The 11,608-nt window shown below is 70.4% G+C and carries 10 protein-coding genes; 4 read left to right on the forward strand and 6 right to left on the reverse strand.

Annotated elements, in window-relative coordinates; genetic code table 11:
• Positions 1-833 (reverse strand): PE family protein (locus tag BST11_RS16600; protein WP_142276398.1); only part of this gene is annotated, 833 nt, incomplete at its 3' end.
• Between the two features lie 184 nt (positions 834-1,017).
• On the opposite strand from BST11_RS16600, the gene BST11_RS16605 reads away from it, so the two are divergent.
• Positions 1,018-1,848: an arylamine N-acetyltransferase family protein gene (locus BST11_RS16605; protein ID WP_083139079.1), complete on the forward strand. Its 831-nt coding sequence runs from the start codon at positions 1,018-1,020 to the stop codon at positions 1,846-1,848.
• Positions 1,849-1,985: 137 nt separating this feature from the next.
• Entirely contained in the window at positions 1,986-3,806 is a 1,821-nt protein-coding gene (locus BST11_RS16610) for a fatty acyl-AMP ligase (protein ID WP_244897682.1), read from the forward strand.
• On the opposite strand, the gene BST11_RS16615 is transcribed toward BST11_RS16610, so the two are convergent.
• From BST11_RS16615 to fadD3, 5 genes are read right to left on the reverse strand one after another with little or no spacing between them, the layout of a single operon-like run.
• The gene (locus BST11_RS16615) at positions 3,796-4,965 is read right to left on the reverse strand and encodes a pyridoxal phosphate-dependent aminotransferase (protein ID WP_083139027.1); all 1,170 of its coding nucleotides are present in this window, start codon (positions 4,963-4,965) and stop codon (positions 3,796-3,798) included. The two genes, BST11_RS16610 and BST11_RS16615, sit on opposite strands and share 11 nt — an antisense overlap.
• A complete protein-coding gene (ipdE2, locus tag BST11_RS16620; RefSeq protein WP_083139028.1) occupies positions 4,962-5,924 on the reverse strand; it encodes an acyl-CoA dehydrogenase IpdE2 in 963 nt (320 codons plus the stop codon). The genes BST11_RS16615 and ipdE2 overlap by 4 nt, the downstream gene beginning before the upstream one ends.
• Entirely contained in the window at positions 5,921-6,874 is a 954-nt protein-coding gene (locus BST11_RS16625; protein WP_083139029.1) for an acyl-CoA dehydrogenase family protein, read from the reverse strand. The genes ipdE2 and BST11_RS16625 overlap by 4 nt, the downstream gene beginning before the upstream one ends.
• Positions 6,871-8,019 carry an acyl-CoA dehydrogenase family protein gene (locus BST11_RS16630; protein WP_083139030.1) on the reverse strand — a complete coding sequence of 383 codons (1,149 nt, stop codon included), beginning with the start codon at positions 8,017-8,019 and terminating at the stop codon, positions 6,871-6,873. Before BST11_RS16630 ends, BST11_RS16625 begins: the two co-directional genes overlap by 4 nt.
• Positions 8,019-9,557 carry a 3-((3aS,4S,7aS)-7a-methyl-1,5-dioxo-octahydro-1H-inden-4-yl)propanoate--CoA ligase FadD3 gene (gene fadD3 / locus BST11_RS16635; RefSeq protein ID WP_083139031.1) on the reverse strand — a complete coding sequence of 513 codons (1,539 nt, stop codon included), beginning with the start codon at positions 9,555-9,557 and terminating at the stop codon, positions 8,019-8,021. Before fadD3 ends, BST11_RS16630 begins: the two co-directional genes overlap by 1 nt.
• A 105-nt stretch (positions 9,558-9,662) precedes the next feature.
• Between fadD3 and ipdE1 the strand changes: the two genes are divergently transcribed.
• Entirely contained in the window at positions 9,663-10,811 is a 1,149-nt protein-coding gene (gene ipdE1 / locus BST11_RS16640) for an acyl-CoA dehydrogenase IpdE1 (protein WP_083139032.1), read from the forward strand.
• A complete protein-coding gene (gene ipdF / locus BST11_RS16645; RefSeq protein WP_083139033.1) occupies positions 10,808-11,596 on the forward strand; it encodes a (5R,7aS)-5-hydroxy-7a-methyl-1-oxo-2,3,5,6,7,7a-hexahydro-1H-indene-carboxyl-CoA reductase in 789 nt (262 codons plus the stop codon). The genes ipdE1 and ipdF overlap by 4 nt, the downstream gene beginning before the upstream one ends.
• The last annotated feature ends 12 nt before the right edge of the window (positions 11,597-11,608 follow it).

Raw genomic sequence — 11,608 nt, forward strand, 5'->3', positions numbered from 1 at the left:
CCATCGCCGCCGCCACCCCCGTCGCCACCGGGGCCGTACAGCCATCCGCCGCGGCCACCGTCGCCTCCGGCGCCGCCGCTACCGCCGGCGGCGCCGGGGGCGCCGGTAGAGCTGGTGCCGTCGCCGCCGGTCCCGCCGGCCCCGCCGGCGCCCCACAGCCCGGCCGAGCCGCCGGCGCCCCCGCTGCCGCCGTTGGTGCCGCTGCCGAGAAGGCTCGCTACACCGGGCCCGCCGTGGCCGCCGGCCCCGCCGTTGCCGAACAGCCACCCGCCGTTCCCGCCGTTTCCTCCGGCCGCGCCGGGGCCGCCGGTGCCGCCGAGCCCGCCGTTGCCCCACAACCCTGCGCTACCGCCGGCGCCGCCGGCGACTCCGTTGGCGCTGCTGTTGAAGCCGTTGCCGCCGTTGCCGTACAGCAGCCCCCCGCCCTGCCCGTTGGGGCTCGTCGCGGTGCCGGCCCTGCCGTCACCGACCAGCGGGCGGCCCACCAGCGCCTCGGTTGGTGCGTTGATCAGCGCGAGCGCGTCTTGTTCGACGCTTTGCAACCCGAAGGCCGCCGCGGTCTCGGCGGCCGCATACGACTGCGCCCCACCGGTCAGGGCCTGGACGAACTGGGCATGAAATCCCGTCACTTGGTCGCTGAGCGCCTGATATTCCGCCGCGTAACCGGAAAACACCGCGGCGATGCCCGCGGACACCTCGTCGCCGGCCGCGGCCAGCAGTCCGGTCGTCTGTGTCGCCGCGGCCCGATTGGCCGCGGTCAGCGCCGCGCCGACACCCGCCAGATCCGTGGCCGCAGCCGTCAGCGCCTCCGGCGCCGCCATCACGTAGGACATCGTTGTCCTCCCAAAGGCAAGCCGATATGCCCGAGACCTGCAGAGTTTACCCCGGTCATAGTTGCCGGTGTGCAGAATTCACGGAATGGGAGAAAACGGTCGATCGCTTCCTGAATCCGCGTCCCGCGGAACTGAAATGTTGGCCATTCTGGGAGAACGGTGGCGCTCGGGACACAATGACCACATGACGCTGGACCTGAACGGATACTTCGGCCGCATCAACTATCGCGGTCCGGCCGAGCCCAACCTCGACGTGCTGCGGGAGCTGGTGACGGCGCATACGCAAACGATCCCGTTCGAGAACCTCGATCCGGTGATGGGCGTGCCGGTCGACGACCTCAGCCCAGAGGCCTTGGCGGACAAGCTTATTCGTCGGCGGCGCGGTGGCTATTGCTACGAGCAGAACGGGCTGATGGGCTACGTGCTGGCCGAAATCGGTTTTCGGGTGCGGCGATTGGGCGGTCGGGTGGTCTGGATGCGTGCGCCCGACGCGCCCTTCCCGGCGCAGACGCACACCGTGCTTGCGGTGACGTTCCCGGGATCGCAGGGGTCCTATCTCGTCGACGTGGGCTTCGGCGGTCAGACGCCGACCTCGCCACTGCGCATCGAAACCGGCAGCGTGCAGCAGACGACGCACGAGCCGTACCGGCTCGAGGACCGCCGCGACGGGCTGGTCCTGCAGGCCCAGATCCGTGGGGAATGGGTGCCGCTCTACGAATTCACCACGCGGACCCAGCCCCCGATCGATCTGGAGGTGGGCAGCTGGTTCGTCTCGACCCACCCCTCGTCGGGCTTCGTGACCGGCCTGATGGTCGCGCTGGTCACCGACGACGCCCGGCTGAACCTGGCCGGCCGTCACCTGACCATCCACCGCGCCGGCGGCAGCGAGAAGCTCCGCCTCAACGACGCGGCGGCCGTCGTGGATGCCCTGGCCGGGCGGTTTGGCATCAACGTGGCCGATGCGGGCGAGGCCGCCGCGCTCGAGGCCCGCCTCGACGCGATCCTCGGCGCTTAGCCCCGCCGCCACGCAATCGCCATGGGGGACAACCCGGTTGCGCGGGGTGACCGGCAGCCTGCGCGGCGCGGATAGTGACGACCACCATATAGCCAGAAATGTTCAAATTGTAAGTCTGTCTATTAATCTGTCCCCTCGTGAGTCGGGATCACGGGTTGACCAATGCTGCGCCGAGCATCGTCGTGCCGGAGGGCACGACGTTGACATCGAATTTCGACGCGAACAGGGCCGAATTCGGTGACGCTCCGGCCTACCGCTTCATCGACTACTCGCAGGAACAGGACGGCCGCGTCGTCGAGCTCACCTGGAATGAGTTGTGGTCGCGGGTCTGCGCCATCGGCGCCCGGCTGCAGCAGGTGACCGAGCCCGGTGATCGGGTGGCGATCCTGGCGCCGCAGGGCCTCGACTACGTGGCGGGTTTCTTCGCCGCCGTGCACGCCGGCAACGTCGCGATCCCGCTGTTTGCGCCGACGCTGGCCGGGCACGGCGAGCGGCTGGCGGCGGTGCTGGCCGATGGCCGCCCCGCGGCGGTACTGACCACGACCGCGGCGGCCGAGTCGGTTCGGACGTTCATCCGAACACTGGCCCCGGACGAACGGCCGCGGATGCTCGCGGTGGATGCGATCCCCGCGACGCTCGGTTCGATGTTCACCGACGTGGTCCGCGACACCGGCGATCTCGCGTATTTGCAGTACACGTCGGGCTCGACGCGCACGCCGGCCGGGGTGGAAATCACCCACCGCGCCGTTTACACCAATGCGATGCAGATGATCGTGCACGGGTGCCTGGACACGGACGTCCAATGTGTGAGCTGGCTGCCGCTGTATCACGACATGGGTTTGATGATGATCGTGTTCACCGCGTTCTTCGGCGCCCACGTCACGTTGATGGATCCGATGGCCTTCCTGCGCCGGCCCTACCGATGGATCAAACAGCTGGGCATCGCGGCCCAAAGCGGCCGGACCATGGCGGCGGCGCCGAACTTCGCCTTCGAGCTGACGGCCCAGCGGGGGCTGCCCCCACAGGGCGAGAACCTCGACCTCAGCAACGTCGTCTGCCTGCTCAACGGGTCGGAGCCGGTGACGATGTCGGCCATCGAGCAGTTCACCAACGCGTTCGCCCCGCACGGTCTGCCCGCGTCGGTGGTCAAGCCGTCCTACGGAATGGCGGAGGCGACGCTGTCGGTCGCCAGCATCGCCCACGACGCCGCGGCCAGCGCCGTCTTCCTCGACCGGGAGCAGCTCGGTGCGGGCCGCGCCGTGGTCGTCGAGCCCACCGCGCCGGGCGCGGTTGCCCACGTCTCGTGCGGCCGGCCGATCGTCGATCAGTGGGCGGTGATCGCCGATCCGGATGGCGCCGAGGTGCCGGACGGCACCGTGGGGGAAATCTGGTTGCACGGCAACAACATCGGCCGCGGATATTTCGGCCGCGAGGAAGAAACCCGGCGCGTGTTCGACAACAAGCTGCAGTCCCGGCTCGACCTGGGAAGCCACGCCGAAGGCGCACCGGACAACGGATGCTGGCTTGCCACAGGCGATCTCGGTGTCTATCTCGACGGCCAGCTGTACCTGACCGGGCGGATCAAGGACCTCATCATCATCGACGGTCGCAACCACTACCCGCAGGACATCGAAACGACCGTCAGCGAAGCCTCTCCCGCGATCCGCTCCGGCTACGTCGCCGCGTTCTCCGTTCCCGCCGACGCGGTTACAACTCCTGATGGAAACGGCGCCTCCGGCGAGCAGGTGGTCGTCGTCGCGGAGCGCGCGGCCGGGGCGGGCCGTGCCGAGCTCGGCCCGATCGCCGAGACGGTGCGCGCGGCGATCTCCCGCCAGCACCAGATCCGCGTCGCCGACGTCCGGCTGGTGGCGGCGGGGACCATTCCCCGCACCACCAGCGGCAAGCTGGCCCGCAGCGCCTGCCGGGCCGAGTACCTCGCCGGGCGGCTCAGCCGCTGACGCGCAGCCAGGGGCCGATGCGGCGCAGGGCTTCCTCGATGTCGGCCGTGGGTCCGGCGAACGACAGCCGGACGAACGAGTCGCCCCGCGCGGTGTCGAAGTCGATGCCCGGCGCGATGGCGACGCCGGTGTCGGCCAACAGCTTTGAGCAGAACGAAAGCGAGTCGCTCGTGAAGTCCGAGACGTCGGCGTACACGTAGAACGCGCCGTCGGTGGGCGCCAGGCGGTCGATGCCGATGCGGCGCAGGCCATCGAGCAGCAGCGACCGGTTGACCGCGTAGTGGCGCAGGTTGCCGTCGGCCTCGGCGGTGGCCTCCGGGGTGAACGCCGCCACCGCGGCGACCTGGGACAGCACCGGCGGGCAGATGGTGAAGTTGCCGGTCAGGCAGTCCACCGCCCGGCGCAGCTCCGGCGGCACCAGCAGCCAGCCAAGCCGCCAACCCGTCATCGCGTAGTACTTCGAAAAGCTGTTGACCACCACCGCGTCTCGCGAAGTCTGCCAGGCGCAGCTGGTCTGCGGCGCCCCCTCGTAGACCAGTCCGTGATAGACCTCGTCGCTGATCAGGCGCACCCCGTTGGCCGCACACCAGGAGGCGATCGCGGCCAACTCGGCCGGCGGGATGACCGTGCCGGTGGGATTGGCGGGGCTGGCGACGACGACGCCGCGGGGCGGCGGGTCGAGCTCGGCGAGCATCTGCGCGGTGGGCTGGAAGCGGGTCTGCGGCCCGCACGCGATGTCCACCACCTGACATCCCAGCGCCGACAGGATGTTTCGATAGCAGGGGTAGCCGGGACTGGCCAACGCCACCCGGTCGCCCACGTCGAAGCACGCCAGGAAGGCCAGCAGAAAGCCGCCCGAGGAGCCGGTGGTCACGACGACCGCGTCGGGCTCCACATCGATGCCGTGTTTGCGTTCGTAGTCCGCCGCTATCGCGGCGCGCAGCTCGGGAATGCCCAGCGCCACCGTGTAACCCAGCTGGTTGACGTGCAGCGCGGCGGCCGCCGCCGCACGCACCGGCTCCGGCGCGCCCACGCTGGGCTGCCCCGCCGACAGGTTCACCAGGTCGCCATGGCTGCGCTGGCGCTCCGCGGCGGCCAGCCAGACATCCATCACATAAAAGGGCGGGATGCCGGCGCGCAGGGCGACCCGATCGGTCACGTTGGCAGGACTTCGGATTCCAGCCGGCGCAACAGCTCTCGCGGCGAGCCGAGCAGCCGCGCACTGCCGTGTGCGCGCTTGAAATACAGGTGCATGTCGTGTTCCCAGGTGATCGCGATGCCACCGTGCAGCTGGATCCCCTCGGCGGCAACGGTTTGCAGCGCCTCGGTCGCGGCCAGCCGCGCGGTGGCCGCGTTCGTGGGGGTGGGGGCATCGCACGCCTCGGACACCACGGCCTTGGCCGCGGCAACGGTGACATACAGGTCCGCCATCCGGTGCTTGAGGGCCTGGAAGCTGCCGATCGGGCGGCCGAATTGCACCCGGCTCTTGGCGTATTCGACGGTCAGCTCCAGGCAGCGCTCGGCCGCGCCGATCTGCTCGGCCGCGAGCAGGATCGCCGCGGTGTCCGCGAGGCCCGGGTCGGCGCCGATCGTTTCGCTCTGCTCCGGCCGCACCCGGGCCAGGCGGCGGGTCGGGTCCATGGTCGCGACGGGCTCGGCGGTGAAGCGCGTCCACCGGGTCAGCTGCCCGCCGGATGGCCCGTCCGGTGCGGCGGCGACCACGATGTCGGCGATGTCGCCGTTCACCACGTAGTCCGCATCGAGCACCAGCGCCCCGATCGAGGTGCCCTCGGCAAGCCCGGCCAGCGCCTCGGCGTCCGGCTCGGGGGCCGCGAGCAGAGCCAGCTCGGCGAGCGTGGTGCCGAGCAGGGGAGAGGGCACGAGGGCGCGGCCCAGCTCCTGCAAAACTGTTGCCGCGTCGGCTAATTCGCCGCCCGCCCCACCCAGCTCCTCGGGGACCATCAGCGCGGCGGCGCCGACCTGTTCGCACAGCAGCCGCCACAGCGATTCGTCGTAGCCGCGGTCGGACTCCATCGCGGCACGCACCGCCGCGGGGTTTGCGTGCTTGGTCACCAGCGCCGCCACGGTCTCCCGCAGCATCTGCCGTTCTTCGGTCATAAGGCCTCCAGCACCCGCCGCCGGTGGTCCTCGGGCGTGCCCCAGGCCGAGCGTAGCGCCTGGACCCGCAGCAGCCACAGCGACAGGTCGTGTTCCTGGGTGAACCCGATCGCGCCGTGCGTCTGCAGCGAGGCGCGCGCCGCCAGCAGGGCCGCCTCGGATGCCGCCGCTTTGGCCGCGCTGACGTCCCGCCGGTCCAGCGTCAGCGCGGCGCCGTACACCAGCGGGCGGGCGAGCTCGACCGCGATGTGCACGTCGGCGAGCTTGTGCTTGATCGCCTGATACGAGCCGATCACCCGGCCGAATTGGCTGCGCTGCTTGGCGTAGTCGACGGCGCCGTGCAGCAGGGCCTCGGCCGCACCCACCAGCTGCGCGGCGGTGGCCAGGGCCCCGAACTCGTAGGCGCGCTTGGTGTCCGCCTGCCAGGTGTGGCCGGTCGCGGTCACGTCGTAGAGCCGGCGGCTGGGGTCGACGGACGCGTGCCGGTCCCCCGGTCGGGCCTCGCTGACCCCGCCGGTCTCGTTCAAGGTGGCCAGCAGCACCAGCCCGGCGGCATCGGCGTCCGCCGCGCGCGGGACGTGCGGCGGCAACGCGACCGTGGCGACGAGCCCGCCGGCGGCGAGCGCGGCGCAGCGCTCGGCGTGATCGTCGGAGGCGAGCAGAACCGGTGCCACCGCAACGGATTCGGCCACCGGACCCGGCACGCACCAGCGCCCGAGCCGTTCGAGGGCCACCACCAGGTCGACGGGGCCGGCGCCGATGCCGTCGAATTCTTCGGGCACGGCCAGCGCGGTGACGCCCAGCTCGGCCAGCCGCTCCCACACCTTGCGGCCGGGCGCGGTGTCCCCCGCCGCCCAGGCCCGCACCGCGCCGGGCAGGTCGGCCGCGCCCAGCGCGGCGTCGATGCTGGCCGCGAAGTCGCGCTGCTGTTCGTCGAGTGCGAATCTCATTTCTTGGCGGCCCCGGTCTTCTCTCGCGGCAGGCCCAGCAGCCGTTCCGAAATGATGTTGCGCTGGATCTCGTTGGTACCCGCATAGATCGGGCCGCCCAGCGCGAAAAGCAGGCCATCGGTCCACGGGCCGGCCAGCTCGCCGTCGGCCGCGAGGATGTCGAGCGCGGTCTGGTGAATGGCCACGTCGAGCTCGGACCAGAACACCTTGGTCACCGACGATTCGGCGCCGAGTTCGCCGCCGGCGGCCAGCCTGGTCACCGTGCCGAAGGTCTGCAGCCGGTAGGCCTGCGCCTTGATCCACGCGTCGGCGACGCGGTCGGCGAACGCGGCGGGTGAGCCACGGTCCTTCCACAGCCGCACCAGCCGTTCCGCGGCCGCCAGGAAGCGGGCCGGGCTGCGCAGCGACATGCCGCGCTCGTTGCTCGACGTGCTCATGGCGGCCCGCCAGCCGTCGTTCGGGGTGCCGATCACGTCCTCGTCGGGAACGAAGGCGTCGTCGAGGAAGATCTCGCCGAAGCCGGTGTCGCCGCCGAGCTGGACGATGGGCCGCACGGTGACGCCCCTGGCCTTCAGGTCGAACATCAGGTAGGTCAGCCCGTTGTGCCGCTCGGCGTCGGGGTCGGAACGGAACAGGCCGAAACCCATCTCGGCGAACGGCGCGCGCGAGCTCCAGATCTTCTGGCCGTTGAGCAGCCAGCCGCCGTCGGTCCTGGTGGCGGTGGACCGCAGCGACGCGAGGTCGCTTCCGGACTCGGGTTCCGACCAGGCCTGGGCCCAGATCTGTTCGCCGCTGGCCATTTTCGGCAGGATCCGGTCGAGCTGCTCCTCGGTGCCGTGCGCGAACAGCGTCGGCGCCAGCATCGAGGTTCCGTTCGCGCTGGCCCGCCCCGGCGCACCGGCGCGAAAGTACTCCTCCTCGAACACGACCCAGTGCAGCAGCGGCGCATCGCGGCCCCCGTACTTCTTCGGCCAGGTGATCACCGACAGGCCGGCGTCGTATAGCACCCTGTCCCAATGCCGATGTTGGGCAAAGCCTTCGGCGTTGTCGTAGGACTTGGTCGGTATCGACTCGGCGTTGGCGGACAGGAATTCCCGGACCTCGGCCTGGAAGGCCAGGGTATCGTCGTCTAATTGCAGGTCCATTACTTCATTTCTCGCAGTTGTGGTTTGACCACCTTGCCGCCCGGATTGCGCGGCAACGCGTCGACGAACCGCACCGACCGCGGCGCCTTGAAGTTCGCCAAATGCTCACGGGTGTAAGCGATCACGGATTGCTCGTCGAGGTTCGCCCCCGGCCTGGCCACCACAAACGCGCGGCCGACCTCGCCCAGTCGCTCGTCGGGTACCCCGATCACCGCCACGTCGGCCACCCCTTCCATCCGGGCCAGCGCCTGCTCGACCTCGGCGGGGTAGACGTTGAAACCGCCGCAGATGTACATGTCCTTGAGCCGGTCGGTGATGCGCAGGTTGCCGGCCTCGTCGACGGTGCCGATGTCGCCGGTGTGCAGCCAGCCGTCGGGGTCGATGGCGGCGGCGGTCGCCTCCGGGTCGTCCAGGTAGCCCAGCATCACGTTGGGCCCGCGCAGCAGCACTTCACCGGAATCGGCGATGCGCAAATCGAAGTCGGCGAAGGGGCGGCCACAGGTGGAAGCGACGGTGACGGCGTCGTCGTCGGCGCGGCACATCGTTCCCATGCCGTTGGCCTCGGTCAGCCCGTAGGCCGTCAGCACGATGTCGATGTCGAGTTCGGATTGCATGCGCTCGACCAACACGACCGGCACGGTGGCCGCGCCGGTCACCGCGAACCGCAGCGAGCTCAGGTCGTAGTCGCCGCGCGCGGGGTGGTCGAGCAGCGTCTGGTAGATCGTCGGCGGCCCGGGCAACACGGTGATGCGGTGCCGCTCGATGGCCTGCAACGTGCGCACCGGGTCGAAGGTCAAATGCGGGATCAGTGTGGCGCCGGTCTGCAGGCAGGCCAGGATGCCGGCCTTGTAGCCGAAGTTGTGGAAGAACGGGTTGATGCACAGGTAGCGGTCGTCGGCGGTGATCTTGCCGTTGGCCGCCCACGCCGCCGAGGCGGAAAGCGACTGCCGGTGCGCGCACAACACGCCTTTGCTGCGGCCGGTGGTGCCGGAGGTGAACAGGATGTCGCTGACGTCGTCGGGCGCGACGGCGGCGGCGCGCGCGGCGACCGCATCGGCGTCGGATGCGTGCTCGATGAAGTGGTCCCAGGTGCCCGGGACGGCATCGTCGGCCTCGACCGGGATCCGCACGACGTGGCGCAGCGCCGGCAGGGCTTCGGAGCCCAAGCGGTCCAGTTCAAAGACGCGGTCGTTGCCGAGGAATCGGCCCATCGCGAACAGCACCGGGGCGCCGGTGCGGGCCAGGATGTCGCCGGCCTCCCCGGCGGTGTAGCGGGTGTTCAGCGGCACCATGGCGGCGCCGGCGTGGTGAATCGCGAGGCAGGCCACCACCCAGTGCCAGGTGTTCGGCGACCAGATGGCCACCCGGTCTCCGGCTTGAACGCCCAGCGCGATCAGCGCGGCCGCCGCGCGGCGCACCTCGTCGCGCAGTTCGGTGGCGGTGAAGGACCGTTCGTCGGTGATCAGCGCGGGCTGATGGGGGAATTGGCGCACGAGACGATCCAGCGCCGCGGGAATGGTGCGCGGTTCGCCGGTCATCGATGCTCCCTTGGGTCAATCGCCCGGCTCTCCGCACGCCGCTGCGCGGCGCGCATCGTCGCCCGGGCCACCAAAGCAAGTGCTTGGTAGGTTAGCCTACAGGGCATGCAGGACGTCGAGGAGTTCCGGGCGGAGGTCCGGCAGTGGCTCGCCGACAATCTGGTCGGCGAGTTCGCCGCCCTCAAGGGCCTGGGCGGGCCCGGGCGCGAGCACGAGGCGTTCGAGGAGCGCCGGGCGTGGAACCAACACCTCGCGGCGGCCGGGCTGACCTGCCTGGGCTGGCCGGTGGAGCACGGCGGGCGCGGGCTGTCGACCGCGCACCGGGTGGCGTTCTACGAGGAGTACGCCCGCGCCGACGCGCCGGACAAGGTCAACCACTTCGGCGAGGAGCTGCTCGGCCCGACGCTGATCGCGTTCGGGACCCCCGAGCAGCAGGCGCGGTTCCTGCCGAGGATCCTCGACGTGACCGAGCTGTGGTGCCAGGGGTACTCCGAACCCGGCGCCGGCAGCGACCTGGCGAACGTGTCGACCACCGCGGAACTCGACGGCGACCAATGGGTCATCAACGGCCAGAAGGTGTGGACGTCGCTGGCGCACCTGTCGCAGTGGTGCTTCGTGGTCGCGCGCACCGAGAAGGGCTCCAAGCGGCACGCCGGCCTGTCGTATCTGCTTGTGCCGCTGGATCAGCCGGGCGTGCAGGTGCGCCCGATCGTCCAGATCACCGGCACCGCGGAGTTCAACGAGGTGTTCTTCGACGACGCCCGCACCGATGCGTCCCTGGTGGTCGGCGAGCCCGGCGACGGCTGGCGGGTGGCCATGGGCACGCTGACGTTCGAGCGCGGCGTCTCCACCCTGGGGCAGCAAATCCGCTACGCCCGTGAGCTTTCCAACCTGGCCGAGCTCGCGCAGCGCAACGGCGCGGCAGACGACCCGTTCATCCGGGATCTGCTGACGCGGGCGTGGGCGGGCCTGCGGGCCATGCGCTCCTACGCGCTGGCCACCATGGACGTCGAGCAGCCCGGGCAGGACAATGTGTCGAAGTTGTTGTGGGCCAACTGGCATCGCGCCCTGGGGGAGCTGGCGATGGACGTGATCGGTAAGCCGTCGATGACGTTGTCCGATGGGGAGTTCGACGAATGGCAGCGGCTTTACCTGTTCACCCGCGCCGACACCATCTACGGCGGCTCCAACGAGATCCAGCGCAACATCATCGCCGAGCGGGTGCTCGGCCTGCCACGAGAGGTCAAGGGATGACGCTGTCCGAAGCGCCGCACGAGATCCCCGGGCACGGTCTGCTCAAGGGCAAGGTGGTCATCGTCACCGCGGCCGCCGGCACCGGCATCGGTTCGGCGACAGCCCGGCGCGCCCTGGCCGAGGGCGCGGACGTGATGGTGTCCGACCACCACGAGCGACGCCTGGGCGAGACCGCCGACGCGCTGTCCGCGCTGGGACTGGGCCGAGTCGAGAAGGCGGTGTGCGACGTGACGTCCACCGCCCAGCTCGACGCCCTGATCGACTCGACCACCGCGCGCCTGGGCCGCATCGACGTGCTGGTCAACAACGCAGGGCTGGGCGGGCAGACGCCGGTGGTCGACATGACCGACGACGAATGGGACCGCGTGCTGGACGTGACGCTGACGTCGGTGTTCCGCGCCACCCGCGCCGCGTTGCGCTACTTTCGCGACGCCAGGCACGGCGGCGTCATCGTCAACAACGCCAGCGTGCTGGGCTGGCGCGCCCAGCACTCGCAGTCCCACTACGCCGCGGCCAAGGCCGGGGTGATGGCGCTGACCCGTTGCAGCGCAATCGAAGCCGTCGAGTACGGCGTGCGGATCAACGCCGTCTCGCCCAGCATCGCCCGGCACAAGTTCCTGGACAAGACGACGTCGGCCGACCTGCTCGACCGGCTGTCCGCCGGCGAGGCGTTCGGCCGTGCCGCCGAGCCGTGGGAAGTGGCGGCCACGATCGCGTTCCTGGCCAGCGACTACTCGAGTTACCTGACCGGAGAGGTGATTTCGGTATCCAGCCAGCACCCGTGAGGCTGCCGCGTC

The sequence above is a fragment of the Mycobacterium alsense genome, from assembly GCF_002086635.1.
In the GTDB taxonomy this organism is placed as follows: Bacteria; Actinomycetota; Actinomycetes; order Mycobacteriales; family Mycobacteriaceae; genus Mycobacterium; species Mycobacterium alsense.

Bases quoted from the DNA above. Each gene is read 5' to 3' on its own strand.
- BST11_RS16605 (WP_083139079.1), top strand. From the start codon at position 1,018: ATGACGCTGGACCTGAACGGATACTTCGGCCGCATCAACTATCGCGGT.
- ipdE2 (WP_083139028.1), bottom strand. From the start codon at position 5,924: ATGACCGAAGAACGGCAGATGCTGCGGGAGACCGTGGCGGCGCTGGTG.
- BST11_RS16625 (WP_083139029.1), bottom strand. From the start codon at position 6,874: ATGAGATTCGCACTCGACGAACAGCAGCGCGACTTCGCGGCCAGCATC.
- BST11_RS16630 (WP_083139030.1), bottom strand. From the start codon at position 8,019: ATGGACCTGCAATTAGACGACGATACCCTGGCCTTCCAGGCCGAGGTC.
- fadD3 (WP_083139031.1), bottom strand. From the start codon at position 9,557: ATGACCGGCGAACCGCGCACCATTCCCGCGGCGCTGGATCGTCTCGTG.
- ipdE1 (WP_083139032.1), top strand. From the start codon at position 9,663: ATGCAGGACGTCGAGGAGTTCCGGGCGGAGGTCCGGCAGTGGCTCGCC.
- ipdF (WP_083139033.1), top strand. From the start codon at position 10,808: ATGACGCTGTCCGAAGCGCCGCACGAGATCCCCGGGCACGGTCTGCTC.